Here is a 17,717-nt window from a genome sequence, read left to right on the forward strand (position 1 = left end):
AGTGAATGGTCTAAAGCGTTTCCAATCGTTTGTTGAAGAGCGACGTCGCATGGGAGACTGGGCTGATTTCGTTTCAGCAGATATGACTAGGCTTTCAAGAGTAAAGCTGGTTGAAGCGTGTGGGATTCAGCGAAGCATAATTTATCAAAACTCACAGGTAGTAACTCTGCTTCGTGATCTTGAGTCCGAATTAAGAGCGCATGGTGTTCTTTATGGGCGCAGTGCGGATGCCAATTGTGCTCACCAAAATGGTTTAACTCATGATGAAGAATTAGAGCAGCGGTTAGGAGATTTGTCTGCTTCGCTTTGTAAGTTTAATGACTATTTAAATGAAGTTTCTAATTCGCTTGTGGTGTACCCCTTGTCGAGGCCAAAATAGTTATGTGTATCCTTCATTTTGGAAACGGTTTGGCCAGCCACTCTGGCTATATGCGAGAGCGCGTAGGGATTTATTTTGATGATAATCATAACGTCCTTGAAGCACCGACCATGTGGGCGATGGCTGTCTCGAAGATACGTTCAAGGAGTGATGAAACGACAAGAAACTATGCGAATATCCTGAGAAGGTTTTTGCAGTGGTTGGACGATAGCCCAATCGAAGGGGCTGAAGTTGTATTTGGCGCGCAGAACTGGCAGTTGGTGGATGAGGATGTATTTGATGCCTTCCTTGTTCACATAGCATCTCCAACGGATGCGCTTCCTGATGGTCCGTCTCACAAAACCATGTATCACATTGCGGCAAGGGTCTGGAGCTTCTATCAGTGGGCCGAAAAGCAGGGCTATAAACACTATTTGGATATCAGTAGGACTGATATCCGATACATGCTGAAAGACCAGAAACTCCTGGCCCATATCAACCCAGTGGTTAAAGTTACTACCTTGGGATTTAATCTGCCCAGTGGTAGACCAGCAATGCATCAACGAGAAATGCAGAAATTTGTAAGGCAAACTGATTATGAAATAGCTCTCAGCGTGTTGAATGATCCTGTTTATCAAATTATCGCAGCGATCATACGAATTACCGGGCTTAGACCGATTGATCTTTTTCAATTGCCTTACCGAGGGAGAAATGAAAATTATGGATTCATTCCTTATGATGAGGGTGAGTACCCAGAAGGGTTAGATAATGGCGCGATCTATTATTATTTTAGGTCCAAGGGAAAATGGCGCTCCATAGACTTTCCAGGGAAGCTGTGGAGAGTTATTTGCGAGTATTATTTACCCTTAAGGCGGCAACGAGCGAAGCTATATGAGGCTAAGCATGGCATTCCACCAAGGAATAGCGACTTGTTTCTTTCCGCTCGTGGTGATGTTGTTACTCATGGAATGCTTGGTTATAACTTTAGCAAGGTGGTTTCTGCAGCGAAGAACTCCGAGAGCGCTACTGATTTTAAAGCCATACGATTCAATGCACGAATGCTCAGGCACACCTGTGCGACATATTTTGTTTATGAGGCGTTGAAAGCCCAGAATAGACTTGGAAGGAGTTTTGTTTACGATGCAGCGCTCGACGAAGATCTCAGGAAAATGCTGGGCCACACTGATGTTAGAACTACACTTGAATACTATGTTCATCTAGTCAACCGATATGTGCACGACAATCTTCTGACTGATCTTCATCGTTCGCGCGTTGATGCTGGTTTGTCCGCTATTTTAGACCGACATAATTACTCTGAGATTGTGGTATAGAACAGGCACTAGACATGCTGCCTTCTTGGTGAGCAGCTCTGGACACGTCGATATGGGAGTGCATACGATCAGGACAAATCGGGAAGGTGCCGCCGGCTGACTTGCCTCTGTAGATAGGTCTGGACGCCTCAGCGCTTTAAACGCCAACGGCTTTGGGTTCGAAGTGATTTCGCCTGCCCCTCTTCAGTTACACTCGGCGCTTTGCACGCCTTTCAAGGAGCAGTTGCGTGAACACGGAAAACCATTCTCAGACGGCCGCCTTTCTCTGGTCGATTGCCGACCTCCTGCGCGGTGACTTCAAGCAGTCGCAGTACGGTCGCATCATCCTGCCGTTCACCCTGCTGCGGCGGATGGAATGTGTTCTGGATCCGACCAAGGAAGCGGTAATCCGTGAGTCTTACGCCCAGGAAGGCCGGCCTGATCTGGTGCGTGAGCGGCTGTTGCTGCGCGCGGCCGGGCAGCAGTTCTTCAATGCCTCAAAGCTGACCCTGGGCACGCTGTCCGACACCCAGACCGCCGCTGACCTGATGAGCTATGTGCAGTCCTTCAGCAAGGACGCCCGCGAGATCTTCGAGCACTTCCACTTTGAAGACTTCGTACAGCAGCTCTCGTCAGCCAACCTGCTGTATCAGGTGGTGCAGCGCTTTGCCGCCACCGACCTGAGCCCCGAGCGCATCAGCAACTTCGGCATGGGCATCATCTTCGAAGAGCTGATCCGCAAGTTCGCGGAAAGCTCCAACGAAACCGCCGGGGAGCACTTCACCCCGCGCGATATCGTGCACCTGACCACCTCGCTGGTGATCACCGGGCAGGACGACAAGCTCAAGCCCAACAGCATCGTCACCATCTATGACCCGACTGCCGGCACCGGCGGCTTCCTCTCCGAGGGCGACGAGTACATCCAGTCCATCAGCCAGCAGGTCACCGTGTCGCTGCATGGCCAGGAGCTGAACCCCGAGTCCTACGCCATCTGCAAGGCGGACATGCTGATCAAGGGCCAGGACGTCACCAGCATCAAGCTGGGCAACACCCTGTCCGACGACCAACTGGCCGACAGCCGCTTCGACTTCATGCTCAGCAACCCGCCGTTCGGCGTGGAGTGGAAGAAGGTGCAGAAGCAGATCACCGACGAGCACAGCGAAAAGGGCTTTAACGGCCGCTTCGGCCCCGGCCTGCCGCGTGTGTCCGATGGCTCGCTGCTGTTCCTCCTGCACCTGGTCAGCAAGATGCGTGACCCGCGTGAAGGCGGCTCGCGCATCGGCATCATCCTCAACGGCTCGCCGCTGTTTACCGGCGGCGCCGGTTCGGGCGAGTCGGAGATTCGCCGCTACCTGCTGCAGAACGATCTGGTCGAAGCCATCATCGCCCTGCCCACCGATATGTTCTACAACACCGGCATCGCCACCTATGTGTGGGTGCTGAGCAACCACAAGGCCGCCGTTCGCCAGGGCAAGGTGCAGTTGATCGACGGCAGCCAGCACTTTGCCAAGATGCGCAAATCGCTGGGCAGCAAGCGCCAGTACCTCACCGAGGAGCAGATCGACGAACTGGTGCGTCTGTATGGCCGCTTCGAGCAAACCCCGCAGAGCAAAATCTTCCCTGTCGAAGCCTTCGGCTACCGGCGCATTACCGTCGAGCGCCCGCTGCGCCTGAATTTCCAGGTAAGCCCGGAGCGCATCGAAAAAGTGCTGGCAGAAAAGGCCATCCAGAAACGCGATGCCAGCGCCCGCCAGCAGCTAATCGAAGCGCTGCAAACCCTGGACGCCAACCAACTGCACCGCAACCGCGAGCAGTTCAGCAAACTGCTGAATAAAACCCTTAACGCTCACAACGTCGCCGTGAGTGGTGCCGAGCTGAAAGCCATTCTCAACGCCCTGAGCGAGCGCGACCCCGAGGCCGATATCTGCATGGTCAAAGGCCAGCCGGAAGCCGATGCCGGCCTGCGCGATAACGAGAACGTGCCGCTGGGTGAGTCGGTGTACGACTACTTCGAGCGTGAAGTGAAACCCCATGTGCCGGATGCCTGGATCGACGAGAGCAAGCGTGATGAGCAGGACGGCGAAGTCGGCGTGGTTGGCTTCGAGATTCCCTTCAACCGCCACTTCTATGTATTCCAGCCGCCGCGCCCGCTGGCAGAGATCGACCGCGACCTGAAAGCCTGCACCGACCGCATCAAGCAGATGATCGAGGGGCTGTCGGCATGAGCTTTCCGACGTATCCGACGTACAAGGATTCCGGGGTTGAATGGCTGGGGGAAGTCCCCGAGCATTGGGTCATGGGCTCCCTGAAAAATATGGCGCAGATACGCAATGGGAGAGACTACAAGGAGGTTGAAAGCTCAGATGGAGAGTACCCAGTAATTGGTTCTGGAGGGCAGTTCTCGAATGCCACTCAGTACCTTTATGAGGGTGAGTCGGTTTTGCTTGGTCGCAAGGGGACCATTGACAAACCGCTCTATATCAATGGCAGGTTCTGGACGGTGGACACCATGTTTTACACCGAGATTTCCAAAGGAGCCTGCGCGAAGTTTTTTTATTACAACTCGCTCACTATCCCATTTGGTTATTACTCGACCAGCACAGCCCTACCGAGCATGACCCAGGCCGATTTGCTGAACCATCCAGCAGCAATCCCGACCAAGCTCGAACAAACCCAAATCGCCCGCTTCCTCGACCACGAAACCGCCCGCATCGACGCGCTGATCGAAGAGCAGCAGCGCCTGATCGAACTGCTCAAGGAAAAGCGTCAGGCCGTGATCTCCCACGCCGTCACCAAAGGCCTCGACCCGACGGTGTCGATGAAAGAATCCGGCGTTGAGTGGCTGGGTGAGGTGCCGGCGCACTGGAATGTTGGCACTCTTCGTTGGTACGCGACCATCCAGGGAGGTGTGGCAAAGGGTAAGGATTATGAGGGGCGCGAAACCGTGGTTATGCCCTACCTGCGCGTGGCAAATGTGCAGAATGGCTACGTGGATTTAGCTGAGGTAAAAGAAATAGCCGTACTTGAATCTGAGGTCGAGCGTTACAGGCTTCGAGCTGGTGACGTGCTTATGAACGAAGGCGGCGACAACGATAAGTTAGGGCGCGGCACGGTTTGGCAGGCTCAAATAGATCCATGCCTCCACCAAAATCATGTGTTCGCAATCCGGCCTAATGGTTTGCTGAGAGCAGAATGGTTGGCAGCCTTTACGCAGGCAGAGCAGGCGCGGACTTATTTTTATTTGAACTCTAAGCAGAGCACCAATCTTGCGTCCATATCCGCAAGTAATGTCATGAGTCTGGCGTTACCGATTCCTTCCGAGAAGGAGCAACTGGAAATCCTGACTTATCTCGAAGCAGACCGCAGTAGGCATGAGGAGCTAACTGCTGTGGCTGTATCGACTGTCGAGCTACTCCAAGAGCGCCGCTCCGCCCTAATCTCCGCCGCCGTAACCGGCAAGATTGATGTGCGCGGCTGGCAGCCCCCGGTCAGCACTCAAGCCCCCGAATTAGCCGTAGCAGAGGTCGTGTAATGGCAGGCAGCAAGGAAGCCCAACTCCAACAGGACATAATCGCCGCCATGGTCGCCCAGGGCTGGCTCACCGGCCCGGCCAGCGGCTATGACCGGGGTACGGCGCTGTATACCGAGGACTTTCTCGGTTACTTCAAGGAGGCCTGGCCGGAGCGCTGGGACAAGTTCGCCAAGGCCAACCCGAACAACCCGGAAGGCGTGCTGGTGCAGAAGCTGGTGCGTGAGCTGGAGCAGGACGGCACCCTGGATGTGCTGCGCCACGGCTTCAAGCTGCCGGGGGTGAAGATTGAGGTGTGCAGCTTCAAGCCCGACCACGGCATGAACCCGGACACCCTCAAGCGCTACCAGTGCAACCGCCTGCGCGTGGTGCAGGAGGTGTCTTATTCACCCCACCACCGTGAGGGCGAATACAACCCGCGTCTGGATCTGGTGCTGTTCGTCAACGGCATCCCCGTCGCCACGCTGGAGCTGAAAAGCGAGTTCAAGCAGAGCGTGGAAAACGCCAAGCGCCAGTACCGCTATGACCGCCCGGTGAAAGACCCGCTGACGCGCAAGCCCGAGCCGCTGCTGACCTTTAAGCGCGGTGCGCTGGTGCACTTTGCCGTGAGCCAGGATGAAGTGGCGATGACCACCAAGCTGGCCGGCAAGGACACCTTCTTTCTGCCGTTCAACCTGGGCAGCCTCGACGGCGGTGCCGGCAACCCGCCCGCGCCAGACGATAGCCAGTACGCCACCGGCTACCTGTGGCAGCGCCTGTTCCAGCCGGATGCCTGGCTCAAGGTGCTGGGCCGCTTCCTTCACCTGCAGAAGAGCGTGAAGGAGGATGCCGACGGCAATCGCGTCACCAAGGAAACCCTGATCTTCCCGCGCTACCACCAGTGGGAAGTGGTCAACAGGCTGATCGAGACCACCCGCACTGAAGGGCCGGGCAAGCGTTACCTGATCCAGCACAGCGCCGGTTCCGGCAAGTCCAACTCGATTGCCTGGACGGCGCATCAGCTGGCCTCGCTCTACGATGCCGAGGGCCAGCGCCTGTTCAACTCGGTGATCGTGATTACCGACCGCACAGTGCTGGACAAGCAGCTGCAGGACACCATTTACCAGTTCGAGCACGCCCAGGGCGTGGTCAAGTGCATCACCCGTGATATCGGCAGCCAGAGCAAATCCGAACAACTGGCCGAGGCGCTGGCCGAGCAGACGCGCATCATCATCGTCACCATCCAGACTTTCCCGGCGCTGTTCGACGCGCTGGACAAGTACCCCAAGCTGGCCAGCGGCCGCTATGCGGTTATCGCTGACGAGGCACATTCCTCGCAGACCGGCTCATCGGCCAGCAAGCTCAAGCAGATTCTCGGCAGTGATGCCCCGGATGCGGAAGAGATCAGCGCCGAAGAGCTGCTGGACGCCGCCGTGGCCGCCCGCGCACCCAACGAACGCATCAGCTACTACGCCTTTACCGCCACGCCCAAGGCCAAGACCCTGGAGCTGTTTGGTCGCCCAGCCAACCCGGCGTTGCCGGCGAGTGCCGACAACAAGCCCGAGGCGTTCCACCTGTACTCCATGCGCCAGGCCATCGAGGAAGGTTTCATCCTCGATGTGCTGCAGAACTACACCACCTACAGCACCGCCTGGAAGATCGCCCACCCGGACGGCGACGACGAGGAAGTGGACTCGAAGAAGGCGCGCATGAAGCTGGCGCGCTGGGTGCGCCTGCATCCGTACAACATCAGCCAGAAGGTGGAGGTGATCGTCGAGCACTTCCGCGCCAATATCCGCCACCTGCTGGGCGGCCAGGCCAAGGCCATGGTGGTCACCAGCAGCCGGCAGGAGGCCGTGCGCTACCAGTTGGCGGTGCAGGCCTATGTGCAGCAGATGGGCTACGGCGATGTGCATCCGCTGGTGGCCTTCTCCGGCAGCGTGTTGCCGGACGGGGTGATCCCCGAAGAGGTGACGGAAAGCAGCAGCCTGCTCAACCCCGGCCTGAACGGGCGCGATCTGGCGGAAGCCTTCGACACCCAGGACTTCAACGTGATGATCGCGGCCAACAAGTACCAGACCGGCTTCGATCAGCCGAAGCTGTGCGCCATGTACGTGGACAAGAAGCTGCAGGGCGTAGACTGCGTGCAAACCCTGTCGCGCCTGAACCGTACCTTTGGCGACAGCAAGCCGACCTTCATCCTCGACTTCTTCAACGACGCCCAGGACATTCTCGACGCCTTCCTGCCGTACTACACCAAGGCCGAGCTGACCGACGTGACCGACCCGCAGCTCATCTACGACCTGCAGAAGAAGCTGGATGCCGAGGGCATCTACCACTGGGAAGAAGTGGCGGCGTTCGCGCTGGCCTTCTTCGATCCCAAGGCGGCCGCCAGCAAGCTCAGCTACTACTGCGCACCGGCGAAGGAGCGCTTTGCCAAGCGCTACAAACTGGCCCAGGAGTCACGCCAGCATGCGCTGGATTTCAAGCGTACCGCCGAGCAGAACGGCGACAGCGCAGGCCTGAAGAAGGCCGAGGCGGCAATCAAGGAAGCCGGCGAGCAGGTGGATCAGCTCGACCTGTTCAAGAAGAACCTGCAGAGCTTCGTGCGCCTGTACGAGTTCCTCTCGCAGATCATTCCCTATGAGGATCGCGAGCTGGAGCAGCTGTGTGTGTATGCCAAACACCTGCACCCGCTGCTGCGTGTGGATCGCCTCGATCAGGAAGACGTGGACGTGGGCGAACTGCAACTGACCCACTACCGCCTGACCAAGCGCGCCGAGCACCAGCTGCGCTTGAGCGAGGAACAAGGCGACTACGGCCTCGATCCGGCCACGGGGCTGGGCAGTGGCAAGCCCCATGACCCGGAGAAGAAGCGGCTGTCGGAAATCATCGAGGCGCTGAACGATATCTTCGGCGCCGAGGTGAGTGATGAGGATCAGCTGCAGTTCCTCACCGGCATCGCCAATCGCATCAGTCGTCAGGAGGATGTGATGGCCCAGGTCAACAACCACTCGGTCGAACAGGTGATGCATGGCCTGTTCCCCAAGCGCGTGCTCGACACCGTGCTGGACGCCATGACTGACAACGAAAAGATGTCGTTGGAAGTGCTGGATAACGAGACCAAGAGCCGGGCGTTTGCGTTGGTGATTTTGAAGATGCTGACGCAGCAGGCGGGGCTGGAGCAAGGTAATAGCAGCGCGGCTGTCTAACCGTATTACGTGCTCGGGTTAGATTTCAGACGGCTGTGGCAGAAGGCTTGAAGGATCGCAGGCGAGCTCGCCTGCGATGCGGTAGAGCTTCTCGACGGTGATGTTGACCTCACCACGCTCGATCCGGCCTACATAGCTGCGGTCGAGACTGCACGCCAGCGCCAGTGCATCCTGGGAAATCCGGCAGGCCTTCCTCTGCATTCGGATGCGTTCCCCTAACGCCTTCGCCAACTTATCCATGACCGTCTCAATTCAACTTGAGGCGGCACTATCGTGCGTTTGCGGACGTATAGGCCACGGATTATAATCCGCATTTTCGCGCTATTTCTTCTGGTGCCCTCAATGAAATCGGCCTCGTTTATCTTCGACAGGCGTCTGTATGAGCTGCTTCAGGAGCCAGGGCGTGCAACCTTTACGACCCGTGAACTGCGCGATGCTTATGCCGCTCGCCTAAACGGCACACATTTCCGTATCGCCGATGTGCGCCGCTATGTGTATGAGCAGATTCGCCGGTTGCTGCGCGCGGGCTGGGTTGTGCTGGATGAGGATCGTCGTGTTCGAGGGCAGGTCTACCATCTGCAGCCGATTCCGGCACATCTGCAACTGGAATTGATCGACAACGGCTTTGAGAGCAGCCTCAAGATTGCCGGGGAACCCCAGCAGGCACCGGCTGCGTTCGAAGTGGAGGCGCTACCGCTTCAATCTCCAGCAAATACGAATCAGCAGCTCGAAGCGCTCCACAAGGAAATCCGCTTGGACTTCCTGTCCTCTATGGGCGAGGCGGAACGATTCAAGCTGCTTCTGGATGAGATGCCACATTTGCGGGGCAAGGTTGAAGGCGAGTACCTGGAGGCCAGGGATCGTAGTTCTCGTCTTTTGGGGCATCTGCGCGCCATCGAGAAGACCCTCAAAACGCTCGCCGCACCACGATGAGTAGATCGCTACGGAGCTGGCAGAACAGCTGCATCACCAAGGCGCTGGAGCACTTCACCGTCACGCCGCACTTCTTCTGCCAGGCAACCCCGGGAGCCGGAAAGACGCGCATGGCGGCAGAACTGGTCAGCCAACTGCTTGAGCAGGACAGAATCGATTTGGTGCTGTGCTTTGCGCCGTCCTGCCAGGTCGTGGAGGGTTTTCGTTCGACCTTTGCGGAAGTCCTAGGCAGACGCCTAGATGGTCAGATAGGTGCCGTGGGCGCTGCCTATACCTATCAGGCCATGGAATACCGTGATGAGGGATTCTGGCAGCTGCTTGATGACTACCGGGTGTTCGTGGTCTTCGATGAGATCCACCATTGCGCCGGCCACGATCCGCTGCTCAGCAATGCCTGGGGGCAGCAGATACTGCATCGGATACAGGATCGGGCTGCCTTCACGTTGGCCCTTTCTGGCACGCCCTGGCGTTCGGATGACAAGGCCATCGCATTGGCTCGCTACTCTTCGCCCGAGGGGCATTTGATCTGTGATTACTGTTATGGCTTGAAAGATGCCATTGCCGACGGCGTGTGTCGATCACCTCGCATCGTGTTGCTCGACAATCAGAAGGTGAAACTTACGGAAGAGCTTGGCGCGGATAGCTCCGTGAGGCTGTTTCCCAGCATCGCCAAGCTTTTAGGGGAGTCACCTGTCACCTATGAGGAACTTCTGCGTCATGACGAGGTGATCAATCCAATCCTCGATCTTGGCTGCAGCAAGTTGAACGAGCTACGCCAGATCAAACCTGATGCCGCTGGTTTGGTGGTGGCCACAGACATCGAACACGCCCAGCAAGTTGCACTGGCTCTAGAAGCAATGGGTGAAGAGTGCCGCATCGTGACCAACAAAACCCCGGATGCGCAGCAGGTGATCAATGCATTCCGGAGCAGCGCCTGCCGCTGGATTGTGGCCGTCGGAATGATCAGCGAAGGCACCGACATTCCCCGCCTGCAAGTGTGCTGCTATCTCAGCCGTATCCGCACCGAACTGCATTACCGGCAAGTGCTGGGGCGAGTGCTGCGGCGCACAGGTGAGTCCGACGACCAGGCATGGCTATTCATGTTGGCGGAGCCAACGCTTCAGGGCTTTGCGGAGCGAATTGCGGATGACTTACCGGATGATCTGGCTGTTTTGAGCGATGCTCATATGCCAAGTTTAACCCCAGGCTCCCGGCCAGACCTGGTGGGGACTTTGGGGCATGCCGAAGGCATCGGCGATGTAGGGTTTGGTGGTGCAGAGCCTAATGTTGGGTCGCAGGCTACGAACATCATTTCGCTGGGTGGCTTTGCAATTGAGCCCGCTTACCAGGTCAGTTTTTCTCAGCATTACCGGCAGCAGCTTCTGGCTTGTTTTTGATGCTCGGCCAGTCGAAGCTCATCACACGATATCGGTGTGCATGAATCCACAACCGGCCGGTGCTGCCTGGAACGTAATCGAGAGGTGCGTATGGAAATTAAGTCGCAGGCATTGGTCGATGTCGTTGAGGATGTGATCTGCGACGTGTGCCGTTCTGGAACGCGAGTTCCCGGCTATGGCCTCCAACACGGCACGCTTGAAGCCCAATGGGGATATGGCTCGCAGCATGACGGCGAGCACTACCGGGTGCATCTCTGCGAGTCCTGCTTCTTCAGGGTACTGAGTGGATTGCGTCGTGAGCGTATGGTCAATGGAATGTTCGATGATGATCAGCCATTTGCTTCCGAACATTTTGGTCTGGTCAGCAAAGACAACTACTGGGGAAAGAACTGATTGTAGGGTTGAAAATCCATCAGCCGCACCACGTCGAATCGCGGACAAATTAGGGGTAAGCGCGCGGCTTGCCCGTTCTGGTCTCGTAGATTGGAATAACTGAATAAGGAGGTAGCCGCTTTGACCCTTCCGCATGAAAGAACCCGGAGTGTCGTCAAGACCGAAGCTTTTCTCCGCGACCTCTCTCGTAACACCGAACTACCTGATGACATTCGCAGCTATGCGAAAAGCCTGCTCAGACACTACCCGTCCGCCGTTCAAGTTTTCTCGCTGGGGCGCCTCGAAGAGTGCCTGGTAAACGACGCTCAAGATGATGAATATCGGCGAAGGGTGATTGCGTTCCATCAGCCGCTTTTCAGTTCGTCGTTAGACTTCACGCTATAGGCGTGAACGCCACGATGCTCAGCACTGATCAAGCCCAGTCGGTATCCGCCCGGATTGCGCAACGAGTCAAGCGCCTACCTAAAGGGCAGCCGTTCAGCATTAGCCGTTTCACAGGGTTTGGAACGAAAAACGCCGTATCCAAAGCAATAGCTCGACTGGTCAACCGAGGCGAGCTCGAACGGGTGTATCGCGGGATCTATATGCGCCCGAAACCCGGACGCTACGTTGCCAGGGCTCGCCCCAATCCCTGGAAATTGATTAGCCTGATTACCAAGCAGAAACGCTTGTCTCTGCAGATCCACGGCGCCAATGCCGTCAGAAGGTTTGGGCTCAGCACCCAGATGCCACTCATTCCAATCTATTACACCAACGGAGCCAGCCGTTCAGTATTCATTGGGAACGCTGAAATCAGGCTGATACATGCGGCCCCTATGGTCATGCAGCATGCAGGGACTGAGATGGGTGCCGCTATCAGTGCATTGTTTTATCTCGGTAAAGGCGGCTCAACTCCTGAATGTATTGCGGCGATCAAGAAAGGGCTCCGACCTGAAGACTTAGTCAAATTGCTGGCCTGCAAACTGCCGAAATGGATGCGAACGGCATTGGAAGCGCAATAGCGAAATCGCTGCATTGCGAACTGCAGGGTAGGGGCTGTAAGAACCAATGATCATAAGCGGCTGGCGACAGATATTTTGAGCACCGAGCACCGAGCACCGAGCACCGAGCACTGATCATTTGATGATCAACATCGGCGTTTCCTAACGAATTCTGAGCACTCCAGCCCGGCCAAGCTTCAGGGATTTCGCCTAGTAACGCGCACGTTGAATTTCAGCTGAAGTTTTTACACAGCCTGGGCCGCTTGTTGCCTGTCACGTTTGGCTGGTTTGGGGCGACTGTCGCCGCTCGTAGCTTTCTCAAACCAGCACTCTGTTCTGACTGAACTCACTACACAAAAGTGTATCTGGACGTTTATTACCGGTTCCTGCTGCCCGTTCCGTGGCGGGCCCTGACGGCCATGATCACGATATGAATTACCTGCGTGAAATCATGCTGAGCCTAGCCTAAAGTCAGATGTCGCATTCAAGATATATAACCGGCTAGGACAGCAGCCCCCCTCGAAAGGAATTCGACTATGCCTACGATCCTCCGCTACCTTTCCGTCTCCCTTGCTTCCGCCCTGGTGGCCGCTTATACGGCCCTGTGGTTGGCCTACCCCGCGCCCCTGGAACAGCCCCATGCGGTTGTTCGCCCGCCGCTGATCATTCAGCAGCAGGGGGACGATCTGTTGTTGTGGGGTGGCTGGAATACGGTGGCCGGTTACGAGCCGCCCGGGGTGAATGCAGTGGAGATTCGCTGCAACCGCGGCCGCGGCACCTGCCAGGAGGCTTTTGCCTCGATCCACCATCACGACGAGGGCGAAGACCTGGAAGCCCAGGTGTTCGACTACGAAGTGGTGGAGTGGACGGAGCAGATGCTGCATGCCACGGCGACCATGCCCGAGGCCGAGTGCGTGACACGCAGCCTGGTGGTCGCACTGCCGGCCGGCTCCGCCTCGCTGGAGCTGGTGCCGCAGGGCGATGACTGCGAGTTCGAGGTCAGCGCTGCGATGCTGGAGGGTGACCCGCTCTAGGCCGTTACCAGGCTCGGCCAGCGGTCGTGCACCGTTGGCCCACCCTGCGGCGGTGTGGTGGTGACCACGTAGACCCGCCGTTCTTCCCCGTGCTCAATGAGCAGCGCCTCAATGGTTTGGCCTGGCTCCAGGTCAAACCAGTGCGAGGCACCGGCTGCATTCTTCTCCATAAAGCGTTCGGCCAGCACCTGCACTGGCTGCGGGTGGTAGCGCGCCCATTTGCCGGCGGTGATGGAGTCGGTTCGGGCCCAACCGGTGGCGGGCAGGTGGCCGGGTTGCTCTTTGCGGCGGCCCCAGGGGACCCAGGCCACGGCGCCATCGGCCTGACGCACGGGCAGGGCGGCGCGTGGGTTAGGGAAGTAGATTCGCAGTTGCTGGCCGGTTTGGGTGTAGCGCCCAGCCACTTCGACGCCGCCGCACATGAGGTGCCTCCCGTCTATTGTCGTTGCCAAGGTTGGGGTTTGATAATACTGTATTCATATACAGTATTAGTGAGGTTATCCATGGCCCTGACAGTGATCGGCCGCCCGTTGCGGCCAGGTCTGCGGCTACCGTTGTTCCTGAGCCGCGTTGCCGCCGGCTTTCCTTCCCCCGCTGAGGACCATATCGAGGCCAGCCTCTCGCTGGACGAGCTGTGCGTACTGCACCCGGCGGCCACCTTCTTTCTGCGGGTGGTGGGGGACAGTATGACCGGCCTGGGGATTTTCGACGGCGACATCCTGGTGGTAGACCGCTCGATCACGCCGCGCGCGGGCATGGTGGTGGTGGCGGTGGTGAACGGGGAGTTCACCTGCAAGCAGTTGGCCTATGAGCACGGCGCGCCGGTGCTGCGCGCGGCGAACAAGGCCTACCCGGACATTCGCCTGCGCGACGGCGAGGACCTGGAGGTGTTCGGCGTGGCGACGCGCTGCATTCACAAGCTGCCGGGGTGCTGATGCCGACCTATGCCCTGGTGGACTGCAACAACTTCTACGTGAGTTGCGAGCGGCTGTTCCGCCCCGACCTGCGCACGGTGCCGATGGTGGTACTGAGCAACAACGACGGCTGTGTGGTGAGCCGCAGCAACGAGGCCAAGGCGCTGGGCATTGGCATGGGCGAGCCGTTCTTCAAGATCCGCGACCTGGTGCAGGCGCATGGCGTGCTGGCGTTCAGCAGCAATTATGCGCTGTACGGCGACGTTTCCGCACGGGTGGTACGGGTGCTGCGCGGGCTGGCACCGCGTCTGGAGGTTTATTCGATCGACGAGAGCTTTCTCGACCTGGCGGGCCTCGGCCGGCCGCTGGCCGGTTACGGCCGGCACATTCGCGCGGAGGTGCAACTGCTGACGGGCATGCCGGTGGGGGTGGGCATCAGCACCACGAAGACCTTGGCCAAGTTGGCCAACTGGGCCGCCAAGCGGCGTAGCCAGAGCGGGGTGGTGGTGGCCACCCGGCCCGAGCAGCAGGCGGCGTTGCTCAAGGACGCGCCGCTGGGCGAGGTGTGGGGCGTGGGGCGCAAGCTGCAGGCGCACCTGGGCGCGCTGGGTGTTAAAACCGCCTGGGATCTGGCGCAGCAGGACGCCTGGACGATGCGCAAGCAGTTCTCGGTGGTGCTGGAGAAGACCATTCGTGAGCTGCGTGGCGAGCCGTGCTTCGCCCTGGACGAGGGGTCGGAGCCGAAGCAGATGATCACCTGCAGCCGCAGCTTCTCGCGCCGGGTGACGGAGCTGGCGCCGCTGCGCGAGGCGGTGGCCAGCTACGCCTGCCGCGCAGCTGAGAAGCTGCGCGCGCAAGGCGATGTGTGCCAGCTGCTGCAGGTGTATATCCGCACCGGGGTGTTCAACCCGGACGAGCCGCGCTACGCGCGCACCGCCAGCGTGCCGCTGCACACGCCGAGCAACGACTCGCGCGACCTGGTGCAGGCGGCGCTGGCCGGGCTGGAGGGTATCTACCGGCCCGGCTACCGGTACCAGAAAGCCGGGGTGATGCTGATGAACCTGGCCAGCCCCGGGCAGGTACAGGCCGACCTGTTCGCCCCGGCGCCGCGGCCGCGCAGCGCGGCGCTGATGGCAACCGTGGACAGGATCAACACCAGCATGGGCCGCGGCACCGTGCGCCTGGCGCGCGTGCCGGCCCTGGGCGGCTGGTCGATGAAGCAGGAGCTGCGTTCTCCGGGGTACACCTGCCGCTGGGACGAGCTGCCAAGGGTACGTTAGATCATGAACAGGTGAGGGAGCCGCCGTTGCTGACAGCGACCTACCAAGCGTTCCAAAGATAAAGGAGGGTGTGAAAGACCCACTACCATTAAGTCAGCTGCTGCCGGTCGCGACAGACTGAAGTCGAACCACGGCTATCGGTCGTGGTAGGCAACAACCGGCCAATAGCGGACTGTTAGGGCCGATTCAGTCCTAGTGAATGACGGCCTATTTGATGACCTGCTCGGCTGGCTCTATGAGGGCTTTGTTACTGCCTCGCCAACGCACCGATTCGATGTTCTCTGCGTCGGCGCTCATACCGGCTCTGTCAGCCTTACCAGGAAGGTCGCAAACGCAAATCGCAAGTGGATCAGGCGACTACCAGATCAAGCAACCTGACTGCTTGCCGTCGTCGCGAGCGGAACCTTATTTTTTAGTAGCGAATCTTTGATGTAAGCATGCTACGACCGCCCACCAGCATGCGGAAACTATGTTGTTCGGTCATTGATGGCAAAGTAGTATCAATCTGCACACCAAACCGATCTAAATGGACTTGATGCATGGAAAACACCACCGATAGGGACGCGCGCGCCCGCCATCGTCATGCGAACATTTCGCCCTTCCTGGCAAGTGCCAGCACACTTCGTACAGGCGAAGACCAACTACCTGGGTATTACTGCGAGCAGCAGCAGATGTGGGTAGTCGACACCGAGCAAGGCGTTCTACCCATCATCAATGAGCAGGCGCTCTCGCAGCTGAAAACGAAGACTCGTGCAGATGGCGAAGAGGATGACGAGCACACCGGTGGAAAACACTGACGTGGTACAGAACCGGCGACATTGGCCGTCTGGACGAACAGGGCTTCCTCTACGTGGTGGATCGCTTAAAGGACATGATCATCAGCGGTGGCGAAAACATCTATCCCGCAGAACTGGAGGCGGTGATCGCGTCGCTGCCCGGCGTGGCCGAGGTTGCCGTGGTGGGCAAGGCCGACGAGCGCTGGGGCGAGGTGCCGATCGCATTTGTGGTCGCGACCCAACCAGGCGCTACCGACGAGGCCTCGATTGTCGAGGCATGCCGCCAGCGATTGGCGGGCTTCAAATGCGTGAAGTCTGTGCACATGCTTGAGGCCCTGCCCCGCAGCTCTGTGGGCAAGGTGTTGAAAAGACAGTTGCTTGCCTGAGCTTCTTAGGTGTTGTTGCACAGGAGCGGCACAGGCGGATCGAGGATGTCGATCCGTTTCAGGTATTCAGCCACCCCGCTCGCCCGGTTAGCGAGCGGGACCCGCAACGTTACTGCTTCGGAAACTCCGCAGCGATGCCCTGGACGTAGTAGTCCATACCTGCCAGATCCGCATTGCTGGCCGTGGCTCCTGGCGCAATTCTGACCTTGCCGGATTGGTCGGCAACCGGGCCATCGAAGGGGTGGAACGTGCCGCTCTTGATCGAGGCAATGATCTGCTGCGCCTCGGCCTTAAATTCAGCGGGAACGATATCGCTGATCGGCATGGTCAGGGCGTCATCGGCCAGCCCACCCCAGTAGTCAGCCGATTTCCAAGTGCCGTTCAGTACAGACTCAGTAGTGCGGATGTAGAACGGCGCCCAGTTGTATTCGATGGAGGTAATTACCGACTTGGGGCCGAAGCTGGCCATGTTGGAGGCATAGCCCACCGAGTACACCCCGCGGCGCTCGGCTGCCTGAATCGGTGCTGGGCTGGCGGTGTGCTGGAAGATCACATCGGCGCCCTGGTCGATAAGCGTGTTGGTGGCGTCGGATTCCTTGCCGGGATCGAACCAGGTGTTCAGCCACACCACTTTAACCACCGCCCCTGGGTTGTACTTGTTCAACGCGACCTGAATAGCATTGATGTCGCGGATAACCTCAGGAATCGGAAAGGACGCGACATAACCGACGGTCTTGCTCTTGGTCATTTTCGCGGCCAGGTAGCCGGCCACGTAGCGCCCTTCGTACGAGGTCGACAGGTAGGTGCCGAGGTTCGTGCTGCGCTTGTAGCCAGTGGCGTGTTCGAACGCGGTCTTGGGGAATTGCTTGGCCACGTTGGCCATCGGGTTCATGTAGCCAAACGAGGTGCCGAAGATCAGGTCGTAGCCGCTTTTTGCCATGTTGCGGATCACCCGTTCGGAGTCCGCGCCATCGGCAACGTTTTCGACGTAGGTGGTCTGGACTTTCTCGCCCAGCGCCTGCTCCAACGCCTTACGGCCCTGCTCGTGTTGATATGTCCAACCGTGGTCGCCAATCGGACCGGTGTAGACGAAGCCGACCTTGAGCGGCTCGTCGGCGTATGCGGTGATGGCTGCTGCCAGACCGATACCACTCAATAACCCTGCCAGTACTTTCCTGAATCCAGGCATGTTCATGCGCGTATTGCTCCCCATACGTTATTGGTTAGGCGGTTAGC

General features: G+C 58.4%; 18 protein-coding genes. 15 read left to right on the forward strand and 3 right to left on the reverse strand.

The window, feature by feature from the left end:
• Positions 1-49 precede the first annotated feature (49 nt).
• The 5 genes from G7026_RS20695 to G7026_RS20715 all read left to right on the forward strand — a co-directional run bounded on the left by G7026_RS20695 (position 50) and on the right by G7026_RS20715 (position 8,388).
• On the forward strand, positions 50-379 hold the full coding sequence (locus G7026_RS20695) for a hypothetical protein (protein ID WP_123789211.1): 330 nt from the start codon (positions 50-52) through the stop codon (positions 377-379).
• Between the two features lie 29 nt (positions 380-408).
• Positions 409-1,689: a tyrosine-type recombinase/integrase gene (locus tag G7026_RS20700; protein ID WP_169311241.1), complete on the forward strand. Its 1,281-nt coding sequence runs from the start codon at positions 409-411 to the stop codon at positions 1,687-1,689.
• A gap of 227 nt (positions 1,690-1,916) precedes the next feature.
• Complete coding sequence (locus tag G7026_RS20705) at positions 1,917-3,893, forward strand: type I restriction-modification system subunit M (protein WP_181072972.1); 1,977 nt, start codon at positions 1,917-1,919, stop codon at positions 3,891-3,893.
• A complete protein-coding gene (locus G7026_RS20710) occupies positions 3,890-5,200 on the forward strand; it encodes a restriction endonuclease subunit S (protein ID WP_181072973.1) in 1,311 nt (436 codons plus the stop codon). The genes G7026_RS20705 and G7026_RS20710 overlap by 4 nt, the downstream gene beginning before the upstream one ends.
• Complete coding sequence (locus G7026_RS20715) at positions 5,200-8,388, forward strand: type I restriction endonuclease subunit R (RefSeq protein WP_181072974.1); 3,189 nt, start codon at positions 5,200-5,202, stop codon at positions 8,386-8,388. Before G7026_RS20710 ends, G7026_RS20715 begins: the two co-directional genes overlap by 1 nt.
• 18 nt (positions 8,389-8,406) lie before the next feature.
• Here G7026_RS20715 and G7026_RS20720 read toward each other — a convergent pair whose 3' ends face one another.
• The gene (locus G7026_RS20720) at positions 8,407-8,628 is read right to left on the reverse strand and encodes a helix-turn-helix domain-containing protein (RefSeq protein ID WP_003105872.1); all 222 of its coding nucleotides are present in this window, start codon (positions 8,626-8,628) and stop codon (positions 8,407-8,409) included.
• A gap of 102 nt (positions 8,629-8,730) precedes the next feature.
• On the opposite strand from G7026_RS20720, the gene G7026_RS20725 reads away from it, so the two are divergent.
• From G7026_RS20725 to G7026_RS20745, 6 genes are all read left to right on the forward strand, one after another.
• Positions 8,731-9,321, forward strand: coding sequence for a hypothetical protein (locus G7026_RS20725; protein ID WP_181072975.1), 591 nt, complete (start codon positions 8,731-8,733; stop codon positions 9,319-9,321).
• The gene (locus tag G7026_RS20730; protein ID WP_181072976.1) at positions 9,318-10,718 is read left to right on the forward strand and encodes a DEAD/DEAH box helicase; all 1,401 of its coding nucleotides are present in this window, start codon (positions 9,318-9,320) and stop codon (positions 10,716-10,718) included. The genes G7026_RS20725 and G7026_RS20730 overlap by 4 nt, the downstream gene beginning before the upstream one ends.
• A 90-nt stretch (positions 10,719-10,808) precedes the next feature.
• Complete coding sequence (locus G7026_RS20735) at positions 10,809-11,111, forward strand: hypothetical protein (RefSeq protein WP_181072977.1); 303 nt, start codon at positions 10,809-10,811, stop codon at positions 11,109-11,111.
• Between the two features lie 120 nt (positions 11,112-11,231).
• A complete protein-coding gene (locus tag G7026_RS22755) occupies positions 11,232-11,495 on the forward strand; it encodes a BPSL0761 family protein (RefSeq protein ID WP_143498806.1) in 264 nt (87 codons plus the stop codon).
• A 2-nt stretch (positions 11,496-11,497) separates the two neighbouring features.
• Positions 11,498-12,112, forward strand: coding sequence for a DUF6088 family protein (locus tag G7026_RS20740; protein ID WP_308811821.1), 615 nt, complete (start codon positions 11,498-11,500; stop codon positions 12,110-12,112).
• A gap of 515 nt (positions 12,113-12,627) precedes the next feature.
• Complete coding sequence (locus G7026_RS20745) at positions 12,628-13,125, forward strand: hypothetical protein (RefSeq protein ID WP_021441674.1); 498 nt, start codon at positions 12,628-12,630, stop codon at positions 13,123-13,125.
• Here the strand turns inward: G7026_RS20745 and G7026_RS20750 are convergent.
• Positions 13,122-13,547 carry a hypothetical protein gene (locus tag G7026_RS20750; protein ID WP_021441675.1) on the reverse strand — a complete coding sequence of 142 codons (426 nt, stop codon included), beginning with the start codon at positions 13,545-13,547 and terminating at the stop codon, positions 13,122-13,124. The two genes, G7026_RS20745 and G7026_RS20750, sit on opposite strands and share 4 nt — an antisense overlap.
• 81 nt (positions 13,548-13,628) lie before the next feature.
• On the opposite strand from G7026_RS20750, the gene G7026_RS20755 reads away from it, so the two are divergent.
• The 4 genes from G7026_RS20755 to G7026_RS20770 all read left to right on the forward strand — a co-directional run bounded on the left by G7026_RS20755 (position 13,629) and on the right by G7026_RS20770 (position 16,481).
• A complete protein-coding gene (locus tag G7026_RS20755) occupies positions 13,629-14,060 on the forward strand; it encodes a LexA family protein (RefSeq protein WP_181072978.1) in 432 nt (143 codons plus the stop codon).
• Positions 14,060-15,319 carry a translesion error-prone DNA polymerase V subunit UmuC gene (gene umuC / locus G7026_RS20760; protein WP_181072979.1) on the forward strand — a complete coding sequence of 420 codons (1,260 nt, stop codon included), beginning with the start codon at positions 14,060-14,062 and terminating at the stop codon, positions 15,317-15,319. Before G7026_RS20755 ends, umuC begins: the two co-directional genes overlap by 1 nt.
• Before the next feature lie 539 nt (positions 15,320-15,858).
• Positions 15,859-16,116: a hypothetical protein gene (locus tag G7026_RS20765; protein ID WP_017678258.1), complete on the forward strand. Its 258-nt coding sequence runs from the start codon at positions 15,859-15,861 to the stop codon at positions 16,114-16,116.
• 74 nt (positions 16,117-16,190) lie between these two features.
• On the forward strand, positions 16,191-16,481 hold the full coding sequence (locus tag G7026_RS20770; RefSeq protein WP_017678257.1) for an AMP-binding enzyme: 291 nt from the start codon (positions 16,191-16,193) through the stop codon (positions 16,479-16,481).
• A 109-nt stretch (positions 16,482-16,590) separates the two neighbouring features.
• Here the strand turns inward: G7026_RS20770 and G7026_RS20775 are convergent, their stop codons facing one another.
• On the reverse strand, positions 16,591-17,676 hold the full coding sequence (locus G7026_RS20775) for a BMP family ABC transporter substrate-binding protein (RefSeq protein ID WP_079456520.1): 1,086 nt from the start codon (positions 17,674-17,676) through the stop codon (positions 16,591-16,593).
• Positions 17,677-17,717 lie beyond the last annotated feature (41 nt).

It is taken from the genome of Stutzerimonas azotifigens (genome assembly GCF_013522725.1).
In the GTDB taxonomy this organism is placed as follows: Bacteria; Pseudomonadota; Gammaproteobacteria; order Pseudomonadales; family Pseudomonadaceae; genus Stutzerimonas; species Stutzerimonas azotifigens_A.

Excerpts from the sequence above, each read along its gene's own strand:
- G7026_RS20695 (WP_123789211.1), top strand. The coding sequence starts at position 50 with ATGGGAGACTGGGCTGATTTCGTTTCAGCAGATATGACTAGGCTTTCA.
- G7026_RS20710 (WP_181072973.1), top strand. The coding sequence starts at position 3,890 with ATGAGCTTTCCGACGTATCCGACGTACAAGGATTCCGGGGTTGAATGG.
- G7026_RS20715 (WP_181072974.1), top strand. The coding sequence starts at position 5,200 with ATGGCAGGCAGCAAGGAAGCCCAACTCCAACAGGACATAATCGCCGCC.
- G7026_RS20720 (WP_003105872.1), bottom strand. The coding sequence starts at position 8,628 with ATGGATAAGTTGGCGAAGGCGTTAGGGGAACGCATCCGAATGCAGAGG.
- G7026_RS20725 (WP_181072975.1), top strand. The coding sequence starts at position 8,731 with ATGAAATCGGCCTCGTTTATCTTCGACAGGCGTCTGTATGAGCTGCTT.
- G7026_RS20730 (WP_181072976.1), top strand. The coding sequence starts at position 9,318 with ATGAGTAGATCGCTACGGAGCTGGCAGAACAGCTGCATCACCAAGGCG.
- G7026_RS20735 (WP_181072977.1), top strand. The coding sequence starts at position 10,809 with ATGGAAATTAAGTCGCAGGCATTGGTCGATGTCGTTGAGGATGTGATC.
- G7026_RS20745 (WP_021441674.1), top strand. The coding sequence starts at position 12,628 with ATGCCTACGATCCTCCGCTACCTTTCCGTCTCCCTTGCTTCCGCCCTG.
- G7026_RS20750 (WP_021441675.1), bottom strand. The coding sequence starts at position 13,547 with ATGTGCGGCGGCGTCGAAGTGGCTGGGCGCTACACCCAAACCGGCCAG.
- G7026_RS20755 (WP_181072978.1), top strand. The coding sequence starts at position 13,629 with ATGGCCCTGACAGTGATCGGCCGCCCGTTGCGGCCAGGTCTGCGGCTA.
- umuC (WP_181072979.1), top strand. The coding sequence starts at position 14,060 with ATGCCGACCTATGCCCTGGTGGACTGCAACAACTTCTACGTGAGTTGC.
- G7026_RS20765 (WP_017678258.1), top strand. The coding sequence starts at position 15,859 with ATGGAAAACACCACCGATAGGGACGCGCGCGCCCGCCATCGTCATGCG.
- G7026_RS20770 (WP_017678257.1), top strand. The coding sequence starts at position 16,191 with ATGATCATCAGCGGTGGCGAAAACATCTATCCCGCAGAACTGGAGGCG.
- G7026_RS20775 (WP_079456520.1), bottom strand. The coding sequence starts at position 17,676 with ATGAACATGCCTGGATTCAGGAAAGTACTGGCAGGGTTATTGAGTGGT.